This is a genomic window from Caballeronia sp. GAWG2-1 (assembly GCF_023631405.1).
GTDB lineage: Bacteria > Pseudomonadota > Gammaproteobacteria > Burkholderiales > Burkholderiaceae > Caballeronia.
Map to the genome: position 1 here is coordinate 77639 of NZ_JALQDD010000031.1, position 23654 is coordinate 101292.

Genomic DNA, 23654 nt, shown 5'->3' on the forward strand with positions numbered 1-23654 from the left:
ATGGCCATCCTCATCACCGATGTCAAAGTCATACTGACCGCGCCGGAAGGCATCAATCTGCTCGTCGTGAAGGTCGAGACGAATCAGGACGGTCTCCATGGGCTCGGCTGCGCGACCTTCGCCTACCGGCATCTCGCGGTCAAATGTCTGATCGAAGAGTATTTGCGGCCGCTGCTCATCGGGCGCGATGCGCAAGCTATCGAAGAGCAATGGCAGCTCATGCATCAAAACGCTTACTGGCGTCACGGGCCGATAGAGAACAACGCGATCTCCGGCATCGACATGGCCTTGTGGGACATCAAGGGCAAGCTCGCGAACATGCCGCTCTATCAGCTTTTCGGTGGCAAGGTGCGCGAAGGCGTGCCGATCTATCGTCATGCGGATGGTCGCGATCTTAACGAACTCTGCGAGAACATTCAGCGATATCGCGAGCAAGGCATCACGCATATTCGCTGTCAAAGCGGTGGTTATGGCGGCGGCGGTTTCGGCAAGGCACCGCAGAGCGCACCGCGCGGCGCGCCCGATGGCATCTATCTCGACAGCCGCAAATATATTCGCGATACGCTGAAGCTTTTCGATGGAATTCGCAGCAAGATCGGTTTCGATGTCGCGTTGTGCCACGACGTGCATGAGCGCCTGAAGCCAGTGGAAGCAATTCGCTTCGCACGCGAGCTGGAACCGTATGAACTTTTCTTTCTCGAAGATGCGATCGCGCTGGAAGAAGGCGAATGGATGCGCCAGCTACGCGCGAAGACCACGACGCCGCTCGCGCAAGGCGAGTTGTTCAACAACCCTTATGAATGGCGTTTTCTGATCACTGAACGGTTGATCGATTTCGTGCGCGTGCATCTGAGTCAGATAGGCGGCATCACGGCGGGACGCAAGCTGCAGATTTTCGCGGAGCAGTTCGGCGTGCGCACGGCATGGCACGGTCCAGGCGATATGTCGCCGCTCGCGCATGCGGCGAATATTCATATCGATCTGGCATCGCGTAATTTTGGCGTGCAGGAATGGTCGGGCACGGAACCGCCCAATTTCGTGATCCAGAATTTGAAAGGGCCGCGTGCCGCCTTGCTCGATGTGTTCCCCGGCCTGCCGGAGTTTCGCGACGGCTACGTTCATGCGAACGACAAGCCAGGCTTGGGCGTCGATATCGACGAGAAGGAAGCCGCGAAATATCCCTGCGAGGCCGACGTTACCGTATGGACGCAAACGCGCCTCATGGACGGCGGCCTGCAAACGCCTTGAAGCTAACTCGAGGCGCGGCGTTGCTGCATCGGTTGATACGCTTCGCCAGCCTTGAAGCGGTCGAGGCGCTCGCTTGCCGTCGTCAGGGCGGCGAGCGTGGCGCGCTGCAACTGATGATCGTACAAGGAGACGATTGCCGCGATCTGCTCGAATGCTTCCGGCGCAAGGGTCCACGTGCCGGATTCTCGGCCGCCGTCGAATACTTCGGCCATGATGCGGTCCGCGGCCATCAGCGCGTCGTGGGAGAAGTCGCCGTGACCCGCTTCGGACAGGAAGCGCGCGAGCAGCATCGCTTCGGTGATCTGCTGGGCAGGTGCGATGTCGGTGGCGCCGGCACGCAGCGCTTGCAATGACAGATGCACTTGCAACGCGAGTTCGTTGGCTACCGAGCGAGGAATCGGCAGCAGTTGCGCTTTGGACAGCCGCGCGCGCGAAGCCTGCGGCGAACGCTGAAAAGGAAGGGTGCGTGACATGCGTATAAGCGAAAGAAGCGCCGTCGTGGTTGACTTCTCTCGTTAACGTTCGTCCCACGCGTTTTCTGAAGGGTTGTTTTGGCGTGTGCGTGCAAATTCTTCGAGGATCGCAATGGCGCGCTCGCACTGCGCCGCGTCCAGCGAGTGGATGGACGGTTTTACCGTATCGGCGCCGATTTGCTGCGCGAGCCACTTCAGGCCCTTTGCACGGGCTTCGAAAATATTGCACGCGTCGCGGCGCACTTTTGCCTGGGCGAGCGGTTCGAGGGCAGCGTGTAGTTTTGTCTTCAGATCGCGTAAAGCGGCATCGGCCAGACGCCCGAGCGGAACCTGGCGCGTGCTGCGCGGGAAAACACCGATCCACGCCTGACAAGGCGCACAGACCCAGAGCGGGCCGTGATCGTCGCGATACGGGTAGATTTCATCGTCCGAGCGAACAAGCGTCGCGGGCGCGCCGCAATAGTCGCAATCGGGATGAGGCAGAGGTTTGACCGGGCGGCCGACTCGCATTGTTGAATAAGTCGAGGGACGGAAGCGGCCAATATATCAAACGCAAACTGCGAAATGAAACGATGCCGGCAAGTGAGCGCGAAGCTCTCGTGCCGGCATCAAACCTCTACTTGCAGGGAGCGGCTCAAGGCTCACTCCTGGAGGCATTTAGCGACTTAGCGCTGGTCCTTCTTCACTTCTTCCTTGACGTCGCCGTATTGCTTGCGAGCTTCGCCGGCGCCTTGCTGGACCTGACCCTTCACTTGCTGGGCGGTGTCGCCAGTCATCTTGCCGACCGCCTCATTCGCCTTGCCCTTCACCTTTTCGGCGGTACCCTTAACTTGATCCTTGTTCATGGTGAACCTCCTTGAATGGTTGCGTGGGACGGTTTGCCTCCACAAATATCGTTATCGCAAAACACGGGCCTGCCCTGCGAACGATCGGTCGTTTTTCGTTCGTGCCACACTACACTGCAAATTCAACTGAAAGAGGAGACTTTCGGCGTATGGCAAGAACCAACGAGTACCAACAAGCTATCGGCGATGCCGTGACCGACTGGAAAACGCGCGAGCGGCCCGCGCGAATCGTCGTCGAAGGCACGCACTGCAAGATCGTGCCGCTCGATGTCGGCGCACATGCGCAGGATCTTTTCCACGCGTACAGCGAGCCGAGCGACTGGACCTATCTGTTCACCGGTCCGTTCAAGGAGTTTGCGGCGTTTCGCACGTATTTGACACAAGCGGCGGCATCGGCCGATCCGTTGCACTACGCCGTCATCGATAAATCCAGCGGCAAGGCAGTCGGGACGTTCGCGCTGATGCGCATCGAGCCGGTTCATGGCGTGATCGAAGTGGGCAGCGTGACGTTTTCGCCGCTGCTCAAGCAAACGCGCATCTCGACCGAAGCGCAGTATCTGCTGATGCGCTACGTGTTCGAGGCCCTGCAATACCGGCGCTACGAATGGAAATGCGACAGCCTGAACGCGCCATCGCGCAAGACGGCGCTGCGACTCGGCTTCGAGTTCGAAGGCATCTTCAGGCAAGCTATCGTGTACAAGGGGCGTAACCGCGATACCGCGTGGTATTCGATCATCGATAAGGACTGGCCCACGGTGCGCGCCGCATTCGAACGCTGGCTCGCCGACGACAACTTCGACGCCGACGGCAAGCAACGCGCATCGCTTGCGAGCTTGAGAGTCAACGCATCTGAATGACAGGCGCGAGAAAATTGCGCACGTAAGGCAGCCAGATCGGAATGGCCGCGCGGGACGCGAACATTCCGTGACCGTTTTCACCGTAGGGCGGCTCCATCACGAACTGCCCTTTGCCGCCTGCTTGCTGGAATGCGTTGAACCAGCTTCGCGTGTAGTCCGGGCCGAAGTACTGATCGTTCTCGACATAGTGCCAAAGCACCGGCACGCGCACGGTGCCCGCGAAGTGCGTGATCGCTCTTAGCATGTTGTCCGGGGCGCACGGCACGGTTGGATGCCTCGCCGGATCGCCGCCGCGTCCGCCCGAGAAGTTGAGCACCGCTATCACGCCGGGCGGATCGAAGCTCGCCGCCGCCAGCGAAGAAAACCCGCCCGCAGATTGCCCCGCCAGCACGATCCGGTTGCCGTCCACTTGCGGCAGGGTCTTCGCATACGCGATGGTCGCGAGAATGTCCTGTGCGGCTGCATTGCCGGATGCTTCGTAGTCGGCAGTGGCGCACTTGCCAGTGCTCTCGGCATACGTGCCGCCCGTCGCGCCATAGCCTCGGCGAATCGGCACGATCACGGCGAAACCCATCTCCACGAAAGTACGGATCTGCGGAATCAGCCGATAACGCCCGGTCTTCACGCGATTGAGCGGATCGGGCGGACTGCCGTGACTCAGCACGATGAGCGGAAACGGCCCCGCGCCATCCGGCTGATAGAGCGTCGCGACCAGCTCACGGCGCGAGTCGCCGAACAAGCCTTTCTCGATCATCGGAACCTGCACGACGGTTTCATGCAGATCGGCGGCGAGGCTTTCGGGTTCGTCCGCGCGCGCGACGGAGACGGCGGCAAGCGCGACAAACACAAGGGCTGAAAGGCGCATGAGCGGAGTTCGAGCGTCTGGGTGATGCGCAATGTATCAGATCGTCTCCTTAGTTAATCATCCATCGGTGAATTCGTTTATCACCGCGCCGTCACTTTTCTAAGCCAGGAAAATTGGTTTGGCCTCGGCATGCCGGCTCTTATTCTTTTTGCTCTGCGACGACGCGTCTCTCCAGTGCTCGTTCCATTCAACCGGCGCGGCCACGCGCTGCATCTCAGAGCGTCCATGGCAACGGTTCAATTGCATAGCGTCATCAAGCGCTACGACGGCGCACCGGTCGTCGATGCGGTCTCGCTTTCCGTGCGCGACGGCGAATTCCTCACCTTGCTCGGCCCGAGCGGATGCGGCAAGACGACGTGTCTCCGCATGGTCGCGGGCTTCGTCACGCCGGATGCGGGCTCGGTCCATATCGGCGGCGAGGATGTGACGCAGGTTCCGGCTCATCGGCGCAATACGGGCATGGTGTTTCAACAGTACGCGCTGTTTCCGCATCTGACGGTCGCGCAGAATCTCGCCTTCGGTCTACGCGTGCGCAAGCTGCCGGGCAAGGAGATCAAACGGCGCGCCACCGAAGCGCTCGACCGCGTGCGCCTTTCGGGTTATGCGGATCGTTACCCGGACCAGCTATCGGGCGGGCAGAAGCAGCGTGTCGCGCTGGCACGAGCGCTCGTCATCAATCCGCGCGTGCTGTTGCTCGACGAACCGCTCGGCGCGCTCGATCAGAAACTGCGCGAGGAATTGCAGGCGGAGATCAAGCGCATTCAGCGCGAAGTGGGTATCACGACCATCTTCGTCACGCACGATCAGAGCGAGGCGCTGAGTCTTTCGGATCGCATCGTCGTGATGCGGCAGGGCGGTATCAGTCAGATTGGCTCGCCGCAGGAACTGTACGACCGGCCGGTGGATCGATACGTCGCGAGTTTCATCGGCAAGATCAATCTCGTCACGGTGACGGCGGGCGCGCTCGGCGCCGATGGCCGCTTGCGCGTGCAAAGCCGCCAGACGGCCGAACCATTCGATGTCGATCTCGCCGGCGGCGCAACGCCCGCGCCCGGCGAACCGCTGTTGCTCGCGTTGCGGCCGGAGCGCATTCAGATCGGCGCGGGTTTGCCGAACCGCGTGCAGGGCCGCGTGGAACTCGCCACGTATGCGGGCGACGGCTGGTATCTCGAAGTCCGCACGCAGGCAAGCGAGCCGCTCATCGTGCGCACGTCGGGCCGCGCGGCACCCGCCGCTGGCGATACCGTCACGCTCGGCTGGCACCACGGCGATGCCGTCCTCTTGCGCGACGAGGCCGCCACATGAGTAACGATGCCTTGCTGACAGGTGGCGATCTCGCCGCGACGCCTTCGCCGCTTTCGGCGACGAAGCGCAGGGGCGCCGCCTACGGCGCGCTCGCCTTGCCGGGACTGGCGTTTCTTGGCGTGTTCTTCGTCGCGCCTATTGGCTATCTGCTGATTTTGTCGCTGCACGGCGGCGGCTCGATGGGCCGTGTCGACGACACATGGACGCTTTCCAACTACGCGCGCTTTCTCTCCGATGCGTACTACCTCCAGATCCTGCTCGACACGCTCGTCTTCGGCGCATTGACGGCGATCATCTGCGCGGTGTTCGGCTTTCCGTTCAGCTATTACCTTGCGCGCACGCGTTCGCGCTGGCGCACGCCGCTTTTGTTCGTGACGGTGTTGCCGTTGCTCATCAGCGCCGTAATCCGCAATCTCGGCTGGATTCCGGTGCTCACCGAACACGGCATGCTCAATACGCTCTTGCTGGGTTCCGGTCTGGTGAAGGAACCCGTGCAGTGGATCTTCAACTACACCGGCGCGCTCATCGGCATGGTGCACGTGGAGTTTCCCTTCATGGTGCTGATGCTGACGAGCGCCATCCGCAAGATCGATCCCGCGCTCGAGGAAGCCGCCATCAATCTCGGCGCGACGCCTTTTCTGGCGTTCGTGCGCGTGGTCTTGCCGCTGTGCCGGCCGGGACTGGCGGCGGGCGCGTCGATGGTCTTCATGGCCGCGATCAGCGCGCTCGTCACGCCGGGCATTCTCGGCGGGCATCGGGTGATGTTCATGGCGCTCTACATCGATCAGCAGATGCACGGCGTGCTGAACTACACGGTCGGGTCGACCGCCGCCATCCTGACGATGATCGCCGCGCTCGCATCGATGCTGCTCGCCGTGCGAATGAGCGGAGCGCGGACATGAGTACCCAAGCGAGTACGTCGGCCGTCGTGTGGCATCGCGATGCCGCATCGAGCGCGTTGAAATGGCTGCTGCGTATCGCGACCTTCGCGGTGCCCGTGTTTTTGCTGCTGCCGTTTATCGGCATCGTCAGTGCTTCGTTTTCGAAGAGCGGCGCGCTCGCGTTTCCGCCGAGCGACTGGACGCTCCACTGGTATCGCTCGATCTCGCCGGACTATTACGCCGCGCTTCGCTACAGCGTCGCGCTGGGCACGGCGACGACCGCGCTCGCCACGCTCGTCGGTGTGCCGCTTTCGTTGTCGATCGTGCGCGGACGTTATGCGGGGCGCGGAATCGTGAATGCGCTATGCGTTGCGCCGCTGGGCGTGCCGACTATCGTCATTGCGGTGGCGGGCTTCAAGTTCTTCATGCTCGCCGCCGACTGGCGCGACATCGGACTCAACGGAACGAGCGCGGCCATCGTGCTGATGCAGGCCGTGTTCACCTTGCCGCTCGTCGTGCGCTCGGTGGTCGCGAGCTTCGCGCACTACGACAATGCGCTCGATGAAGCCGCGCAGAACCTTGGCGCCACGCCTTGGCAAGTGTTTTGGCGCGTGACCGTGCCACTCGTTTTGCCCGGCGTGATCGCGGGAATGCTGTTCGCCTTCGTGCTTTCGTTCGACGACGTGGTGGTCGCATGGTTCATGGGCGACCCGAGCCGTCCGACCTTGCCCGTCAAGCTCTTCAACGCGATGGAAGTGGAGTTCGATAACGCGGTCACCGCGCTGTCCACGCTGATCGTTGCGTTCTGGGCCGCGCTCGCGTTGCTGCTCGATCGTTTCTTCCGTCTCGAACGTCTCTTTTCGCGGCGTTGAGCCTTCTCCTTCTTTCCTCACGAGGCCATTCTTGAAAGTTATCGCCAGGCTCGCGCTCGGGCTCTTCGCACTGACCGCATCCCTCGTTGCCGGGCTCGCGCATGCGCAGAGCGCAGACCCCAAAGACATCGTGCTGCGCGTGTCGTCGTGGGGCGGCAAGTCCACGCAGACGCAGATCAAATACGCGGGCGACATCTTCACCAATAAAACGGGCGTGAAGGTGCAATTCATCGATGGCGCGTCGATCGATCACGTCGCCAAGCTCGTCGCCGCGAACGGCCGCAACGTGCCCTATGACGTCGTGCTGCTCGACGGCGACGTGCGCGCGCAAGCCATCAAGGCAGGCGTGCTGCAAAAGCTCGATCCGGCGAAAGTGCCGAACGTGAATTTCGCGCTCGATCTCGCGAAGAACGCGCAGGGCTATGCGCCTGACTTCGATTTCGTCTCGGCGATCTTCGTCTACAACGCGGACAAGTTTCAGCAAGCAGGCATTCCCGCGCCCTCATCGTGGAAGGACTTGTGGAACCCGAAGCTCGCGGGTCACGTTGCGTTGCCCGATCTCGCCAATGGCGCGGGCCGCGCGCTGCTGATCGAAACGTCGCGTCTGAATGGCGGCGATGAAGGCAATCTCGACAAGGCCGTTGCGGAGATTGCGAAGATCAATGCGCGCACGTTCTGGCAGACCTCGCAACAGGCGGAGCAACTCATCAAGTCCGGCGATATCTGGCTTACCGTCATCGCCGATGGCCGTGCCTACGCGCTTCAGGATGCCTACAAGCCCGCGCGCGCGGTGCGTCCGAAGGAAGGCTCCATTGCGTTCGCATCGACGGCGGATATCGTCAAGGGCACGCCGCATCCCGAACTCGCGGCGCAGTTCCTGAACGAGATCTACGGCGCGCTTTATCAGCTCGGCAACGCAACGGACTTCTACTACGGCCCGACCAACCGCCTGCTTGCGCCCGTGATCGAAGCCGACCCGCAACTCGCGGCCAAGCTCATCTACAAGCCGGAGCAAGCCCAGGCGCTCTATCACCCGGACTGGAACAAGTTCTGGGGCGCGTTCGATCGCGCGCAGGACTCGTGGAACCGGACCATCGTCTCCAGAAAATGACCCAGCACATCCACTTCAACGCGTTCCACATGAACGCACCCGCGCACTCGTGGGCGGGCTTCTGGCGGCATCCTCGCGACCGCTCGCTCGAACACAACACGCTCGGCTACTGGGTCGAACTCGCGCAGACGGCCGAGCGCGGTCTCTTCGACGGCGTGTTTCTCGCCGATGTCTTCGGCATCTACGATGTCTACGGCGGCGGCACCGACGCCACGCTCTTCGCGGCTGCGCAAGCGCCTTCGCACGATCCGTTGCTGACCGTACCCGCCATGGCTTATGCGACGAAGCACATCGGCTTCGGCGTGACGGCGAACCTTACCTACGAGCATCCGTATCAGTTCGCGCGGCGCTTTTCCACGCTCGATCATCTGACGAGCGGCCGTGCGGGCTGGAACGTCGTGACGGGTTATCTGGAAAGCGCGGCGCGTGGCATGGGTCTCGCGAAAGCGCGCGAGCACGACGAGCGATACGCGGCCGGCGAGGACTTCCTCGAAGCCGTCTACAAGCTGTGGGAAGGAAGCTGGGCCGAAGGTGCGGCGGTGCGCGACAAGCGTGCGGGACATCCTTATACCGACCCGTCGCGCGTGCGGCGCGTGAAGCATGAAGGCCCGTATTACCGTGTCGATGGCTTCAATCTCACCGAGCCTTCGCCGCAGCGCACGCCGGTGTTGTATCAGGCCGGTGCGTCGGGACGCGGCAAGGCGTTCGCGGGCAAGCATGCGGAATGCGTGTTTCTCGAAGGACAGACGCCTGCCATCGTCGCGGCGGCGGCGCGCGACATCCGCCAGCATGCAGTCGATGCAGGCCGCGCTGCCGACGATGTGCTGCTTTATCTTGGCGCGACCGTCGTGGTTGCGCGCACGTCGAAGGAAGCGCGCGAATTGCAGGCCGAGTATGCCGAATACGTCGATACGTTGGGACAACTCGCGCTGGTGTCGGGCTGGACCGGCATCGACTTCGGGGAACTGGATCTGGACGAACCGATTCGCTATGTGAAGAGCAACGCGCTGCAGTCGACCGTCGAGAATCTCACGAAGCGTGCAGGCCGGCCCATCACGCCGCGCGACATGAGCCGCTTCGATCAGATCGGCGGACGCGGGCCGTTCATCGTCGGCGATCCGCGCGAGGTGGCGGATCAATTGATTGCATGGATAGATGAAACCGGCGTCGATGGCTTCAATCTGCGGCGTCTCGTGATGCCCGAAAGCCTGCATGCGTTCGTGGATCTCGTCGTGCCGGAACTGCAGAATCGCGGGCGTTATCTCACCGAGTATGCCGAGGGCACGCTGCGCGAGAAGCTCTTTGCCGGGCGCGGACCTCATCTGCGAGCGACGCATCCGGGCGCGCAATATCGCGACCTTTGAGCCAGCCGACATGAACCAGATCGATCGAACCATTTTCTCCGATGCCATCGCACGCCTGCATCGTGGACTTGCCGAAGCCACGCCGGTGCTCAAGCAACGCAGTGCGCAAACCGACGAAGCCGCGACGTTTCCCTACGACAACATCCGCACCTTGCACGATGCGGGTCTGCTCGCAGCCGGTCTGTCGCTGGAACGCGGCGGAGCGGGTTTCGGACGCGGCACGAGCTTCACGCATTTCTTCGATGCGGTGACATCGATCGCACGCGCCTGCAGCAACACCGCGCAGCTCTATACGGTGCAGACAGGCGCGCTTTTCACGCTGGAATTGCTGGCCGATTCCGCACTTGTGGATGAACTCGCCGCCGCCGTGCGCGACGATGGCGCGACCTTCTGCTTCACCGCCGCCGAACCCGACGAGCGCTTCACGTACGACAACAAGCGCACGAACCTCAAGTCGTATGCCGAGCGTCTCGACGACGGCCGCTGGCGCGTCAAGGCGGAAAAAGCCTTCGCGACAGGCTCGGTCGGCTGCACTTACGCGCTCTTCCAGTGCGCGACCGTGACCGATGACGAAGGCCGTCCGCCCGAGTCCGTTCTCGTGCTGCTGCCGCGCAGTCACGAAGCGGTGAACGTGCTCGATACGTGGGACGGCATCGGTCAGCGGGCGACATCGAGCGGTCGGCTCGTCGTGAACGAAAGCGTGATCGATGGCCGCTGGGTTGCGGGCAATCCGGCCAGCGTGCCTGCTGCGGCTATCTTCGCGCCGCTCTATCAACTCGGCTTTGCGGCGATTCTCGCGGGCATCGGCGAAGCGGCGCTCGACGATACCTTGCACTTCGTGAATCACTTGCAGAAGCCGACCAACGGTTACGCACGCGCCGCCGAGGAGCCCGCGATTCAGGCGCATGTCGCCGATATCCGCATCGCGCTGAGTGCGAGCCGCGCGCTGATCAACGAAGCAGCCCGTTCGATGGACGCCTTCACGCGCGGCGAAGCGGATATTGCCGAGGTGCTGGTCGCCGTTTATCAGGCGAAGGTGCATGCGAGCGGCAGTTCCATTGAAGCGGGTTCGCGGCTCTTTCAGATCGGCGGCGCGCGTTCGGCTACGAGGCGCGCCGCGGCGGACAGGCATTGGCGCAACGCGCGCACGCTGACGCTGCACGATTCGATCGACAAGCAAAAAGGCGTGGTTGCGCGACACGTGCTCGGCGTCGAGCGTCCGAACGTTTCCACGCGCTAAACAAGGACACGTATAGTGCTGCTTGCATTCTTTCTGTCGCATTCGGCTTCGCCGCACACGGTCGGGCAATGGCGTCTGCCGCGCTCGTTCCAGGGCTTGCGCTACGACCGTCCGGCGTATTGGGAGCACGTTGCGCGCACGGCGGAGCGCGGCGGCATCGACACCATCTTCTTGTCGGATTCGTATTCGATCTACGAGACGTATCGCGGCGACAGTGACGACACCTTGCGCTGGGCCGTGCAATGTCCGCGACATGACCCGCTGCCGCTCATTCCGATCATGGCGCGTGTGACGCAGTCGGTTGGCATCATCACGACGCTGAGTACCGCGTTTCTGCCGCCGTACTGGGTCGCGCGGCAGTTCGCGACGCTCGATCATCTGACCGAAGGGCGCGTGGGCTGGAATCTCGTGACCACGGCGGGCGAACCCGAAGCACGTCAGTTCGGGCAGAAGCTCGATGAACACGACACGCGGTATCGGCGCGCGGAGGAGTATCTCAAGCTGTGCCAGACGCTATGGGATAGCTGGGAGCCGGACGCGATCGTCGCGGACCGCGCGTCGGGCGTGTTCGCCGATCCATCGAAAGTCGCGAAGATCGACTTTCACGGCGACTTCTTCGCGAGCCAGGGGCGCTTCACGGTGCCGCGCTCGCCGCAGGGCAGGCCGTTGATTGCGCAGGCGGGTTCATCGAGCGCGGGCGCGGCATTCGCGGGACGGCATGCGGAACTCGTGTTCGGCTTGCGGCATTCGGCGCGCGGCATGCGCGAGTTCGTCGACAAGGTGCAGGGCGAAGCCTCGAAAGCCGGACGTAGCGCGGGCGATGTGCGCATTCTGTGGGGTATCGTGCCTATCGTCGGGCAGACTCGCGAAGAAGCCTTGCAGAAGCAGAAGGCCATTCGCGACAACGTGACGGTCGAAGCGGGCCTCACCATGTTGTCCGCGTTTCTCAACACCGACCTCTCGCGCTTCGACGCCAACGCGCCGTTTCCCGATATCGGCGAAACGAGCGGCATTCGCGGGCATCTTTCCACCATCACCGAAGACTTCGCGCCGCATACGCCGCTCGGCGAGATCGCGCGTCATTTCGCTGCGGGACAGGGACCGCATGTCGTGGGTACGGCGTCGGAAGTCGCGGATCAGTTGCAGACCTTGCTCGATGAAGGCGGCGGCGATGGCTTTATCTGCATCACGCACGCGTTGCCTGCCTGCATGGACGAGTTCGTCGATCTCGTGGTCCCCGAATTGCGGCGACGCGGCTTGCGGCCCGCGTCGTATGAACATGCGACGTTGCGCGAACGCGTGAAGGCGGGTTGACTTGCACGGCACGCGAGCATGATTCAGAAGTAGGAGAGATTGGGCAGCGGCGTGCCATGCGCCGCCTGCCTGCCGATTGCAAGCGCCTTGAAGATGAGCGGATTGTGGGCCGTCACCGTACGCAACGCGCGCCAATGCCGGTCGAGCCGCTGGCTCACGCGCGTGCTCGAAGCGCCACCGAGTTCGAACAGTTCTCCCGCTGCGCGCAAGGCGAGTTCGTCGATCACCACTTTCGACTTCGCCGTGCTGTTGGCGGCGCGCTCGAACGCATGCGAGGAGACATCGCCCGATGCGGCGCTGTCGAAGCCGCGTTCGAGCCATTGCGCCGCTTCAAGCACACTCACATGCGCCAGATGCGCCACGCTTTCGATGCGGCCGAGCACTGCTTGCAGAAGCGGGTCGTTGGCGGGTACTTCATCGACACCGTGATAGAAATTGCGTTCGCGCGACTTCAGCAAGTGCGCGGCATCGGAAACAACGCGCTGCAAAATGCCCGCCACCACCGCCGAGAGATACAACTGCGCGAAGGTCGCGACATACGGCAGCGCGGTGACGCGGCTGTTATCGACGATCTCGTCGGGCAACACCTTCACGTTCGTGTAGTTGGTCGAGCCGCTTGCCGTGAACTGCTGACCGAAGCCGTCCCAATCGTCCGCTATATCCACGCCTTCGCGCGTGGCGGGCACGACGACCTTGATCTGCTTGCCGGCCTCATCGACTGCAAAGACGTAGATGTGGTCCGCATACAGGTTGCCCGTGCTGTAGAACTTCTTGCCGTTCAGACGCAGGCCGTCAGGGCCGGAAGTGACCGCTGTGTCGTAATCGAAGTTGCCTACGTTGCGCTTGCCGAGTTCCGTCGCCGATGCGCCATAAGTCTCGCCACGCGCGACGCGGTCGAGATAGGTATCGAATGCGGGGAGGCGTTTATGGTCGATCAGCAGGCTCTCCACCAGATTCAGATGGTTGCGGAACGCGTGCGCGACATTCGGATCGGCTGCTGCAAGATCGATCACGAAGTCGAATAACTGCGTGAGCGTCAACGCGGCGCCGCCACGTTCGCGCGGCAAACGCAATGCGCCGATGCGCGCGTCTTTCAGGCGCTGCATCGTGGCCTTGAAGGCGGCCGTGTCGCGGCCGGGTTGCGCTTCCTGATCGGCGACCCAGGGCAAAAGCGCGCGCAAGTCGCGGACATCGAGTGCAGATGGTGCGGTGTTGGTCACGTTGATCTTCCTTGAACGATGAGAGGGAAAGATGTCGGATTACGCGTGCGCTTCGGCGGGCACGCCGAGCGTCGCGAGCAAGCGGTCGCGTAGCGCCGCAAACGCGGGATCGGTGGACACGCGCGGGCGCGGCAACGCGATGTCGATATCGCTGCCAATGCGGCCATGCTCCAGAACGAGCACGCGGTCGGCGAGCAGCAGCGCTTCATCGACGTCATGCGTGACGAGCAGCACCGTCGCCTCATGCGCTTTCCACACGTGCGCAATGAGCCGCTGCATCTGGATGCGCGTGAGGGCATCGAGCGCGGCGAACGGTTCGTCGAGTAGCCAGACTTTCGGATCGCGGACCAACGCACGCGCGAGCGCCACGCGTTGCGCTTCGCCGCCCGACAGCGTCAGCGGCCATGCATGCAGCCGATGCCCGACGCCCACTTCGTTGAGTGCCGCGGCGATCACGGCGCGCGCGTCGGGCTTGCGCAAACCGAGCGAAAGATTTTCCTCGACGGTTTTCCACGGTACGAGACGCGGCTCCTGAAACACGACCGCGCGCTTGTCCGGCACGTCGACCGTGCCGGCGGGTGCTTCATCGAGGCCCGACAGCGTGCGCAACAAGGTGGACTTCCCCGAACCCGAACGGCCGAGCAACGCCACGAAAGAGCCGCGTTCGATGTCGAGATCGAGCCGGTCGAGTACGGTGTGCGCGCCGAAGCGCCGCGTCAGTTCCCGGATACGGATGATGGGATCGCGTGTGGTCATCGCTCAGTCCTTGATCGTGGATGGCCGCCATGCAAGCAGACGTTTTTCGGCGCCGCGCACGAGGGCATCGGTGACGAGTCCGAGCAGTGCATAGATCAGGAGACACGCCATAATGATGTCGGTACGCATGTAGTTCTGCGCCGTGATCGCGAGATAGCCGATCCCGCTCGACGCGTTGATCTGCTCGCCCACCACGAGCGAGAGCCACGCAATGCTCAGCGAATAGCGCAAGCCGACGAGAAACGAAGGCAATGCGCCCGGCAGCACGATATGGCGAATCTGCTCGGCACGTGTGAGGCCGAGCGTGCTCGCCATCTCGACGATCTTGGCATCGACGCTGCGGATACCCGCGAACAGATTGAGGTAGACCGGTATCAGACAGCCCAGCGCGACGAGCGCGATCTTCGGTGTCTCGCCGATACCGAACCACAGGATGAACAGCGGCACGAGCGCCAGATGCGGCAAGGTGCGCGTCATTTGCAAAAGGGCATCGACGGAATCCTCGCCACGGCGCGAGAGACCGCTAACGAGCGCAAGCGCGACACCGAGCGTGAGGCCGATGGCAAGCCCGCTTCCCGCGCGCGCCAGCGACGCGAGCAGATGCGTGCCGAGTTCGCCGCTGGCCGCGAGTTCCCAGAGCGTCGTGGCAATCTGCGCGGGCGACGAGAAGCGCCGTTCGTTGACGAACCCGGTTGACGACGCCAGTTGCCATGCCGACAACAACGCCACCGGCACGACGAGCCGCCGCCAGCGCAATCCGGCGGCGCGTCGCGGCGCGGGCGCGGCTTGGCCTTCGACGGCAAGTGTTGGATGCGACATGAGACGACTCCTTCGGAAAGTGTTCATGCCCGCGTCGCGAGCTGGCCGTCGAAGGCCGTGCTCACGTTGCCGATCGACTGCTTGATCATGCCGTAGCGATAGAAACCGTCAGCGGCGTGCTGAAGCGCGTTGCGCACGTTGGAATCGAGCGGCGCGGGCGTCGGCTTGTACTCGGCGAGCAAGGACTTCGCGGTGGCGGGATCGAGGTGCGTGTCCTTCACGAGCGCGGCGGCGGCCGCATCGACATTGGCGAGCGCCCAACGTTGCGCGCGCTCGCTGCGAGCGAGGAAATCGCGGATCGCATCGCGCTTGTCGCGCGCCGCTTTCTCATGCACGAGCAGAAAGTTGTTGCCGCTATAGAGATAGTCGACGTCGCGCAGATCGGCGATGGGATACGCGCCGTTCTGCTGGATCGCAAGCGTCGAATATGGCGCCCAGGTGAGCCACGCATCGACGGCGCCGGCGGCAAATGCGGGCTTTGCGGCACCGGGATCGAGGAACACGAGGTTCACGTCTTCGCGCTTCAACCCCGCCTTTTCGATGAGACCGTAAGCCATCAGTTGCGGCCCGCCGCCTGCATTGACCGCGAGTTTCTTGCCCTTCAGGTCCGCGACCTTGCGGATGCCCGAGTCGCGTTGCGCGAGCAGCGGAATGAAGCTCGGCGCGAAGGTAATCGCGCTGACCGCGCGCGCCGGGCAACCCGCCGCATATGCAAAGAGGAACACGCTGTCGCCGGTCTGACCGACATCGAGTGCGTCGGCGTTGAAGGCCTGCAATTCCGGCTGGCCTGCGGGAAACTTGCTCCACTCGATTTCGTACGGCAGATTCTTCGCTTCGCCGGAGGCTTCGAGGAAGGCTTTCCAGCCGATGGAATTCATGTCGCCCACGCGCAGCACCGGAGCCGCGCGCGCGGACGTGCCTATCATGAAGCCCGCCGCCGTGGCGAGGCCGCCGAGAATCAGCTTGCGGCGAGTCGAAGAGCCGGGAGTGTCGTCGGATAGAACGGTGTTGGTCGATTGGTCGGTCACGTGGGTATGTCGGCAGAAGAGTGGCGGGAGGTCAGAGGGCGTAACCGGGATTGCGCTGATCGAGCAGACGCTTGAGCGCTTCGAAATGCAGCACGTGGTAGGGCTTGCCGGACCAAGCCGCGCCTTCCCTTGCCGCTTCCGTGTATTGGCGATGCACCTTGTCCTGCTGCTCTTGCGATAAAAGCCGCAGCGGTTTGCCGGTTGAATACGCGAGCACCTGAAAGCGCGCCGCGCGTTCGAGCAGATAAAGACGGTCATACGCCTGCGACACGCTGCGCCCCGTGACGATCACGCCATGATTCGCCAGGAACAAGATGCTCTTGTCGCCGAGACGGTCGGCAAGACGCCGCCCTTCCTCGATGTCGTAGGCTAGCCCGGTGTATTCGTCGTCGTAGGCAATGTGCTTGAGCAGCAGCAATTCCGCCTGGCCGATAGGCAACAGCCGCTGATCCGCAAGACGCGTGAGCGCGGTCGTGTAGGGCATATGCGTATGCAGCACGGCGGCATGACGAACTGGATCTGCCTGATGGATCGGCAGGTGAATGCATAGCGCCGATTGCTCCACCACGCCTTCTCCGGCAATGCGGTTGGCGTCGTAATCGAGCGTGAGGAAATCGCTGGCCTTGACTTCTGACCAATGCAAACCGAATGGCGCGACGAGAAAGCGCCCGCGCGGATCGGGCAGCGACAGCGAGAAATGATTGGCGATGCCTTCGTGCAGATCGTGCATGACCGCTGCGCGATGCGCGGCCGCAAGATCGATGCGTCCTGTCTGTTCGAATCGTTCGATTTCCGCGATTTCCGCGATATCCACGAGCGTCGCGCTGTCCGCTTCGGCCATTGCAGTCACCTTTCCTTGCATTCGATGGAGAAGGGTATTCTGCTGGCGTGCAGGTGCGCGAACAAACATCGAAAGGTGATTCGCTATTGAGCGCGCGGCTTGATTAGTTATGCGATTGGGAGAGCTTTGTAAATAATCGCGCGTGAATGCAGGACTATTTGAGACGCGGCGTGACAGTATAATTAGCGCCCGCGCCCGTAGCCGGTCGCATCAATGCTCTCGCAATCAGCCAGATTTTTGCAATTCGACCGTCCTTCAGGACAGGTCGCAGCAACAAAGGATAAGCCTGCGTGGAAAATCTTTTCCAATCCGTGAATGCGTTCTTCGCATTCATCGCGCCCATCTCCGATTTTCTCTGGGACTTTCCCACCAACTTCAAAGCTTATTCACAGATTCCGGTTCTCGGACAGTTCCCCTTCGCAATACTGCTGCTGGTTGGCGTCGGCATTTACTTCTCCATTCGCACGCGCTTTGTCCAGACCATGAATATGCGCAAGATCGTGCGTATCATGTTGCGCCGGCAGACATCGAGCACGGGCGTAAGCGCGCTTGCATCGTTCATGCTGGGACTTGCGATGCGTGCGGGACCGGGAAATATTGTCGGCATCACGGGCGCGATTTCCGTCGGCGGACCAGGCGCATTATTCTGGATGTGGGTCGCGGCGTTCTTCGGCATGACGACCGCTTTCATGGAATCCACACTGGCGCAACTCTTCAAGGAGAGAAAGCAGAACGAGTTCGTCGGCGGCTTGCCGTTTTATGGACGCCGCATTCTCGGCGACCGGCGAATTGTCGGCACGTTTCTGTCGCTCGTGTTTATCGTCTATGCGCTTTTCAACGTGCCGCCGCAAACGTTCAACGTGTTCACCGCGATAGGCACCATTGCCGATACCGTCGCCGGCACGCATCTCGCGCGGCAATCGGCGGTGTATTACTTCATTGCGGGCGGGTTGATCGTCGCGTGTTCGTTCATCATCATGGGCGGCATTCGGCGAGTCACGGCTTATACGGATGTACTCGTGCCGATCAAGGCCGCGCTCTTCTGCCTGATGTCGCTCGTTATCATCCTCATTAATCTGCCGCTCATTCCGTACTTCTTTCGCGAAGTGGTGGTCGGGGCGTTCGCGCCGCATGCATTGTTCGGCGGCGCTATTGGCACGGCGCTCGCGCAGGGCGTGAAGCGCGGGCTGATGTCGAACGAAGCAGGACAGGGCACCATTACGATGGCGGCCGCCATTGCCGATAACGATCACCCGTGCGAACAGGGTTTCGTGCAAAGCCTGGGCGTGTTCTTCGACACCATGGTCATCTGCACGATGACGGGCTTCATCGTCGTGATGGCGCACGTGTGGACCGGCACGGTCGATGGTCAGGCGTGGGAATCGGTGAGGGCATCGAAGATCACGGTTTATCTGGCTTCCGTGCAGGCGCTGGTGCCTGAGTCGGTGGGCCACGTGATCCGCATCGTGATGTGTCTGTGCTACGGCCTTTTTGCGTTCACAACGTTGCTAGGCATGATCTCGTTCGCGGAGATTTCCGCGAATTTCATCTCGCGTGGGCGCGCCTTCATCGTGGGGATAAGAGTCGTGGGCTCGCTCGTGTTCGTGCCGTTCGGCGCGTTGACGGTGCTCGCAGGCCTCGAATTGCCGAACCTGTGGGCGTTGTCGGACCTGATGAATATCGTCATGGTGCTGCTCAACGTTCCGATCGTGCTGGCCGGGCAACGGCTCGTGTATCGCGCGCTGGCGGATTATCGGAAGGGAAGCGGCGGAAGGTTCGTCTCGGCGAACATCGGCGTGAAGACAGAATATTGGCTGGACGATCGGAAAAGCGCCACGCCGCCGCAGCAGACAACCCGCTGACGGCGGCGTGATCGAAGGTCCTCTCGCGAGGACCCGTTAACGCTCAACTTAACGCATACCGCCGCTGGCGATCAGTTGCTCGCCGGTGATCCACTTCGAATCATCCGAGGCCAGGAATACCGCGATCGTCGCGATATCGTCCGGGCGGCCAACGCGGCCAAGCGGCGTTTGAGCGACGATCTGAGTCTCGAAGTCGGAGCCGATGATGCCGTTGCTCTGCGTGCCTTCTGTCACGATCATGCCGGGGTTGATGGAGTTCACGCGGATCTTCTTCGGGCCGAGTTCACGGGCGAGGGAACCGGTGATGGCATCGACCGCGCCTTTCGTGCCGCTATAAACCGCGCTTTGCGGCGGCGTGATACGCGACACGACCGAACTCACGTTGATGATGCTTCCACCTTCGCCGAGGTGCGCCGCAGCGAACTTGGTCGTCAGCAGCACACCGAGCACGTTCACGTTGAACTGCTTATGGTAATGCTCCTCGGTGATTTCCTCGACTGGTGCGAACTCGTACACGCCCGAGTTGTTCACGAGAATATCCAGCCGTCCGTAGGTTTCGACGGCGGCATTGACGATTCCTTGCGCATCCGCCGACTTCGACACATCGCCGCCCACTGCGGTCGCCTTGCCGTTTGCCGCGGTGATGGCCGCGACCACTTCATCCGCGCCCGCCTTGCTGCTTGCGTAATTCACGACGACGGAAGCGCCTTCTGCCGCGAGCGCCTTGGCGATTGCCGCGCCGATTCCCTTCGATGCACCCGTTACGACTGCAACCTTGCCGGTGAGCTTGCCCATGTCTGTCTTCCTTTATCGATGATTCGCTGAAAGTTAAGCCGGCGTTGAATCAGGTTCAGGCCGGCTTGCGTTGAGAAGCAATGTATCCGTGAGCGGCATCTTGAAAAAGCCCGATATGACGAATTGATTTGCGGGATTTAACGAACAATCGAACGCTGGTTATTCATCGAACGATGAATTACCACGCGGCTTGCGCATTCTTCAGAGGTGAAGGGACCCAATGGCGAGCGTTACCGATTCTGAAACATCCGGCTAGCAATCGGCGTACTTTCGCATACTCTTAAGGAGCACAGAAGGTGCGATCTCGGCGGCTGCTTATTCAACAGCGGCTCCACATACTTCAGATAGATTGGTATTACTTACTAAACTGCGACTAACCTGCGGAGAAAGGCCATGCCTCTACAGAATCGAATGTTAGCGGAGTTCGTCGGAACGTTCTGGCTGGTGGTGGGCGGATGCGGCAGCGCGATCATCGCGGCAAAATTCTCGACTGTCGGAATCGGGCTCCTTGGTGTGTCGCTCGCGTTCGGACTGAGCCTTCTCACGATGGCCTATGCCGTCGGTCCCATCTCCGGATGCCATGTTAATCCCGCTGTCACAATCGGCCTGACGGTTGCGGGCCGTTTTCCCGCGCGCGATGTCGGTCCTTATATCGTCGCTCAGGTGCTTGGCGCCATAGCGGGCGCGGCCGTGCTCGCATATGTCGCTGCGGGTGCGCCAGACTTCGACCGCTTCGCGGGATTCGCCGCCAACGGATACGGCGATCATTCACCCGGCAAGTACACGCTAGGCGCAGGACTCGTGTCCGAAGTCGTGATGACGTTCATGTTCGTGTTCGTCATTCTCGCGGCCACGCATGAGCGCGCGCCGGTCGGCTTCGCGCCGATCGCCATCGGACTCTGCCTGACGCTCATTCATCTGGTAAGCATTCCGGTGACCAACACCTCGGTCAACCCGGCGCGCTCGACCGGTCCCGCGCTTTTCGCGGGCATGTGGGCAATCCAGCAACTTTGGATGTTCTGGGTGGCGCCAATAATAGGCGCGGTATTCGCGGGCCTGATCTATCCAGCGATGTCCGGGTCGTTGTCGCCCACCGCGCCTATCGTGGGCCGCAAGGTGAGCTGACGCCAAGCCCCAGGCGCGCGGTGAAGCTACCGCGCGCTGTCGGCCTGATAAGCCTCGAAGAAATCATCCGATGCGACCTTGTCCGCAAGCGTCCGCAACGTCGCCGCAGCGCCCGCTCCGAGCACGCGATCCACGCGCCGGTTCGCAGCCACCCAATACGCGAGCGCGGCCTTCAATTGCTTTCTGCCCAACGCCGTAAGCACGCAGCGCTTCGAGCGCTTGTCCTCGGCATCCGCGCGTAATTCCACCAGTTCGTCACGCACGAGCGGACGCATGGCATGCGTCACCGCCGACACCTGAATGCCGAGCCGCGACGCCAGTTCCTGCAGGGACGGTCCTTCGCTCGCGTGCTCCTTGCAGTATCGATCGATCTGCGAGAGCAGCGCCATTTGCGTCGCCTTCATGTCGAGCGGCGCGAGCGCCTCGTCATAAAGCTGACTCAGTCGACGCGATGCCCGGCGCAGCGCCGTGTTCGTGCAGGCGAGCGGTGCAAACACGTCCGCGGCATCGGACTCGATAGTCGGAACGGACTCGGCACGCTTCGTTCGTGCCTTAGATGTAGCTTTCTTTTCCATACGCATAGGATGGTTGATTGCCTCGCGCTTGACAAGCTTCGGGCAAATACACATATACTTGAGCCCTCAACTAACTCCAGTTTATTCCTTCGTCAGGGAGAAGTCATGGTGAATCAAGCATCCCGCAAGATTGCGGTTGTCACGGGCGCGTCGTCGGGTATCGGCGCGGTGTATGCGCAACGTCTGGCCGCGCGCGGCTACGACCTGTGGCTGGTCGCGCGTCGCGCCGACCGTCTGCGCGAACTGGCGAGCGAGATTGGCGGCGCGCATGGCGTGAACGTCGAGACGGTCGTCGCAGACCTGACCAGCGAGGCGGATCTGCAACGCGTCGAGCAGCGCATCGCGGCCGAAGCGAACATCCACGTGCTCGTCAATAACGCGGGACTCGCGCGGTTGCGGCCGGTGGCGCAGTCATCGGTGGCGGATACGGCCACGCAGATCGCGCTCAATATCACCGCGCTCGTTCGTCTGACGCAAGCCGTGGTGCCCGGTTTCGTCGCGCGCAACGAAGGCGCGATCATCAACATTGCTTCGGTGCTGGCGCTCGACACCTTGCCGGTCAGCGCTGTTTATAGCGGCACGAAGGGCTTCGTTCTGAACTACACGCGCGGCTTGCAACTGGAACTCGCGAACACCGGCGTGAAGGTGCAAGCGGTGCTGCCCGCAGCGACGGCCACGGAAATCTGGGACGAATCGGGCGTGCCGCTCGACTCGCTGGCGGCGGGCACGGTCATGCGCACCGAAGACATGGTCGATGCCGCGCTCGAAGGTTTCGATCAGGGTGAAGCCATCACCATGCCGTCGGTACACGACGCGCAGTTGTTGCACAGCTTCGAAGAAGCGCGTCAAACGCTATTCCGCGCATCGCAGAACGGCACCGCCGCGCCGCGCTATCGCGCCTGATCGCCGGAAACGGAGAGGAGCAGATCGACATGCGTTATCGCATTTTCGGAAGTACGGGGCTGAAGGTATCGTCGCTGGCTTTGGGCACGGGCAACTTCGGCACGGGTTGGGGATACGGCTCGGAGCGCGACGAAGCGAAGACGGTCTTCGATACGTATCGTGCGGCAGGCGGCAATTTTATCGATACCGCCGACAGCTATCAGTTCGGCGATAGCGAAACCATCCTCGCCGAGTTCATCAAGGCGGAGCGCGAGGACATCGTGCTCGCGAGCAAATTCTCGCTCGGGGCGTCGCCGGACGCGGGTCTGCAGCGCACCGGCAACAGCCGCAAGGCGATGGTGCAGGCGGTCGATGCAAGCCTGAAACGGCTCGATACCGATCGCATCGATCTTCTCTGGGTGCACATGCCCGACGGCGTGACGCCAAGCGAGGAGATCGCGCGCGGGCTCGACGACCTCGTGCGCGCCGGCAAGATCCTCTATGCGGGGCTATCGGACTTTCCCGCCTGGCGCGTCGCGACGGCGGCGACGATCGCCGAGATGCGCGGTTGGGCGCCGATCAGCGCGTTGCAGATCGAGTACAGCCTGGTCGAGCGCACCGTCGAACGCGAGTTGCTGCCAATGGCCGCGGCTTTCGGTCTTGGCACGGTGGCCTGGTCGCCGCTCGGAGGCGGGCTTCTGAGCGGTAAGTATCGGCAAGGCGAGACGGGGCGCAAGCAAGGACTCGGTGTCGTGATCCACGACGAAAGCGACGCGCGCAAGACCGCCACGGTCGACGCGGTTCTCGCCATCGCCAATGAGCTGGGTGTATCGGCGGCGCAGGTGGCGATTGCGTGGGTGCTCGCGAAGGGCGTGTTGCCGATCATCGGACCGCGTACCTTGAAGCAGCTGGACGACAACCTCGGTGCGCTCGCGGTCACGCTTAGTGCGGAGCAGCTCGCGCGTCTGGATGCGGCAAGCGCCACGCCGCTCGGTTTTCCGCATGACGTGGTGAACGCGGAGAGAACGCGCAGCCGGCTGGCGGGCGGCAAGGCGGATTTGCTGGATTATCCGCTGACGCCGGTTCGATGAAGAAAAGGGCGCGAGCCTCGGCCCCAAAAAACAAAAAGCCTCGCATTAAGCGAGGCTTTTCAAAGACCGCACGAGGCAGCCGTTACTTGCAGTGGCGTTCCCAATGATGATGCACGCGCACCTTGTGGCACTCGGCATGATGGTGGGGGGCCGCGAAAGCGGTGGTAACGGAAAGGAACGTGGTGGCGGCCAGCAGTGCGGCGAAAACAGCTTTCTTCATGACGTCGATTATCAGGGGATTGAGAGGAGGCGCCATCGTATCAACCGAACTTTACGATTACGTTA

General features: G+C 62.2%; 24 protein-coding genes and 1 pseudogene. 13 read left to right on the forward strand and 12 right to left on the reverse strand.

Annotated elements, in window-relative coordinates; translation table 11 throughout:
- Complete coding sequence (locus tag NCR98_RS20685; protein ID WP_250527123.1) at window positions 1-1248, forward strand: enolase C-terminal domain-like protein; 1248 nt, start codon at window positions 1-3, stop codon at window positions 1246-1248.
- 2 nt (window positions 1249-1250) lie between these two features.
- On the opposite strand, the gene NCR98_RS20690 is transcribed toward NCR98_RS20685, so the two are convergent.
- The 3 genes from NCR98_RS20690 to NCR98_RS20700 all read right to left on the reverse strand — a co-directional run bounded on the left by NCR98_RS20690 (window position 1251) and on the right by NCR98_RS20700 (window position 2566).
- Entirely contained in the window at window positions 1251-1721 is a 471-nt protein-coding gene (locus NCR98_RS20690) for a hypothetical protein (RefSeq protein WP_250527124.1), read from the reverse strand.
- A 42-nt stretch (window positions 1722-1763) separates the two neighbouring features.
- Window positions 1764-2231: a zinc-finger-containing protein gene (locus NCR98_RS20695; RefSeq protein WP_250527125.1), complete on the reverse strand. Its 468-nt coding sequence runs from the start codon at window positions 2229-2231 to the stop codon at window positions 1764-1766.
- Between the two features lie 155 nt (window positions 2232-2386).
- Complete coding sequence (locus NCR98_RS20700) at window positions 2387-2566, reverse strand: CsbD family protein (RefSeq protein WP_244831087.1); 180 nt, start codon at window positions 2564-2566, stop codon at window positions 2387-2389.
- 149 nt (window positions 2567-2715) lie between these two features.
- Between NCR98_RS20700 and NCR98_RS20705 the strand changes: the two are divergent.
- Window positions 2716-3405, forward strand: a pseudogene (locus NCR98_RS20705) (GNAT family N-acetyltransferase); the annotation flags it as partial.
- A gap of 1 nt (window position 3406) precedes the next feature.
- Here NCR98_RS20705 and NCR98_RS20710 read toward each other — a convergent pair.
- Window positions 3407-4288: an alpha/beta hydrolase family protein gene (locus NCR98_RS20710; RefSeq protein WP_250527127.1), complete on the reverse strand. Its 882-nt coding sequence runs from the start codon at window positions 4286-4288 to the stop codon at window positions 3407-3409.
- 225 nt (window positions 4289-4513) lie between these two features.
- On the opposite strand from NCR98_RS20710, the gene NCR98_RS20715 reads away from it, so the two are divergent.
- Genes NCR98_RS20715 through NCR98_RS20745 form a run of 7 tightly spaced genes read left to right on the forward strand, consistent with a single transcriptional unit; the run spans window position 4514 to window position 12375 of the window.
- The gene (locus NCR98_RS20715) at window positions 4514-5593 is read left to right on the forward strand and encodes an ABC transporter ATP-binding protein (protein ID WP_250527128.1); all 1080 of its coding nucleotides are present in this window, start codon (window positions 4514-4516) and stop codon (window positions 5591-5593) included.
- Window positions 5590-6495 (forward strand): ABC transporter permease, encoded by a 906-nt coding sequence (locus NCR98_RS20720; protein WP_250527129.1) that lies wholly within the window; start codon window positions 5590-5592, stop codon window positions 6493-6495. The genes NCR98_RS20715 and NCR98_RS20720 overlap by 4 nt, the downstream gene beginning before the upstream one ends.
- Complete coding sequence (locus NCR98_RS20725; protein ID WP_250527130.1) at window positions 6492-7346, forward strand: ABC transporter permease; 855 nt, start codon at window positions 6492-6494, stop codon at window positions 7344-7346. Before NCR98_RS20720 ends, NCR98_RS20725 begins: the two co-directional genes overlap by 4 nt.
- Window positions 7347-7377: 31 nt before the next feature.
- The gene (locus NCR98_RS20730; RefSeq protein WP_250527131.1) at window positions 7378-8457 is read left to right on the forward strand and encodes an ABC transporter substrate-binding protein; all 1080 of its coding nucleotides are present in this window, start codon (window positions 7378-7380) and stop codon (window positions 8455-8457) included.
- On the forward strand, window positions 8454-9821 hold the full coding sequence (locus NCR98_RS20735; protein WP_250527132.1) for an LLM class flavin-dependent oxidoreductase: 1368 nt from the start codon (window positions 8454-8456) through the stop codon (window positions 9819-9821). The genes NCR98_RS20730 and NCR98_RS20735 overlap by 4 nt, the downstream gene beginning before the upstream one ends.
- A gap of 10 nt (window positions 9822-9831) precedes the next feature.
- Window positions 9832-11061 (forward strand): acyl-CoA dehydrogenase family protein, encoded by a 1230-nt coding sequence (locus NCR98_RS20740; RefSeq protein ID WP_250527133.1) that lies wholly within the window; start codon window positions 9832-9834, stop codon window positions 11059-11061.
- 15 nt (window positions 11062-11076) lie between these two features.
- On the forward strand, window positions 11077-12375 hold the full coding sequence (locus NCR98_RS20745; protein ID WP_250527134.1) for an NtaA/DmoA family FMN-dependent monooxygenase: 1299 nt from the start codon (window positions 11077-11079) through the stop codon (window positions 12373-12375).
- Between the two features lie 23 nt (window positions 12376-12398).
- Here the strand turns inward: NCR98_RS20745 and NCR98_RS20750 are convergent, their stop codons facing one another.
- Genes NCR98_RS20750 through NCR98_RS20770 form a run of 5 tightly spaced genes read right to left on the reverse strand, consistent with a single transcriptional unit; the run spans window position 12399 to window position 17039 of the window.
- Window positions 12399-13595, reverse strand: coding sequence for an acyl-CoA dehydrogenase family protein (locus NCR98_RS20750; RefSeq protein WP_250527135.1), 1197 nt, complete (start codon window positions 13593-13595; stop codon window positions 12399-12401).
- A gap of 39 nt (window positions 13596-13634) precedes the next feature.
- On the reverse strand, window positions 13635-14351 hold the full coding sequence (locus NCR98_RS20755; protein WP_250527136.1) for an ABC transporter ATP-binding protein: 717 nt from the start codon (window positions 14349-14351) through the stop codon (window positions 13635-13637).
- A gap of 3 nt (window positions 14352-14354) precedes the next feature.
- A complete protein-coding gene (locus NCR98_RS20760) occupies window positions 14355-15170 on the reverse strand; it encodes an ABC transporter permease (RefSeq protein ID WP_250467809.1) in 816 nt (271 codons plus the stop codon).
- Between the two features lie 23 nt (window positions 15171-15193).
- Window positions 15194-16198, reverse strand: a complete 1005-nt coding sequence (locus NCR98_RS20765) for an aliphatic sulfonate ABC transporter substrate-binding protein (protein WP_244831100.1) — start codon at window positions 16196-16198, stop codon at window positions 15194-15196.
- Between the two features lie 31 nt (window positions 16199-16229).
- On the reverse strand, window positions 16230-17039 hold the full coding sequence (locus NCR98_RS20770; protein ID WP_250527137.1) for a class II aldolase/adducin family protein: 810 nt from the start codon (window positions 17037-17039) through the stop codon (window positions 16230-16232).
- A gap of 290 nt (window positions 17040-17329) precedes the next feature.
- Between NCR98_RS20770 and NCR98_RS20775 the strand changes: the two genes are divergently transcribed.
- The gene (locus tag NCR98_RS20775) at window positions 17330-18901 is read left to right on the forward strand and encodes an alanine/glycine:cation symporter family protein (RefSeq protein WP_250527138.1); all 1572 of its coding nucleotides are present in this window, start codon (window positions 17330-17332) and stop codon (window positions 18899-18901) included.
- Between the two features lie 48 nt (window positions 18902-18949).
- Here the strand turns inward: NCR98_RS20775 and NCR98_RS20780 are convergent, their stop codons facing one another.
- A complete protein-coding gene (locus NCR98_RS20780) occupies window positions 18950-19696 on the reverse strand; it encodes a glucose 1-dehydrogenase (RefSeq protein ID WP_244831103.1) in 747 nt (248 codons plus the stop codon).
- A gap of 393 nt (window positions 19697-20089) precedes the next feature.
- On the opposite strand from NCR98_RS20780, the gene aqpZ reads away from it, so the two are divergent.
- Window positions 20090-20821 carry an aquaporin Z gene (gene aqpZ, locus NCR98_RS20785; RefSeq protein WP_250493856.1) on the forward strand — a complete coding sequence of 244 codons (732 nt, stop codon included), beginning with the start codon at window positions 20090-20092 and terminating at the stop codon, window positions 20819-20821.
- A 26-nt stretch (window positions 20822-20847) separates the two neighbouring features.
- On the opposite strand, the gene NCR98_RS20790 is transcribed toward aqpZ, so the two are convergent.
- Window positions 20848-21396 (reverse strand): MarR family winged helix-turn-helix transcriptional regulator, encoded by a 549-nt coding sequence (locus NCR98_RS20790; protein WP_250527139.1) that lies wholly within the window; start codon window positions 21394-21396, stop codon window positions 20848-20850.
- Between the two features lie 105 nt (window positions 21397-21501).
- Here NCR98_RS20790 and NCR98_RS20795 point away from each other — a divergent pair, with 105 nt between their 5' ends.
- On the forward strand, window positions 21502-22299 hold the full coding sequence (locus NCR98_RS20795; protein WP_244831106.1) for an SDR family NAD(P)-dependent oxidoreductase: 798 nt from the start codon (window positions 21502-21504) through the stop codon (window positions 22297-22299).
- Between the two features lie 29 nt (window positions 22300-22328).
- Entirely contained in the window at window positions 22329-23369 is a 1041-nt protein-coding gene (locus NCR98_RS20800; protein WP_250527140.1) for an aldo/keto reductase, read from the forward strand.
- An 82-nt stretch (window positions 23370-23451) separates the two neighbouring features.
- Here NCR98_RS20800 and NCR98_RS20805 read toward each other — a convergent pair whose 3' ends face one another.
- Complete coding sequence (locus NCR98_RS20805) at window positions 23452-23625, reverse strand: hypothetical protein (protein ID WP_250467816.1); 174 nt, start codon at window positions 23623-23625, stop codon at window positions 23452-23454.
- Window positions 23626-23654: the final 29 nt, after the last annotated feature.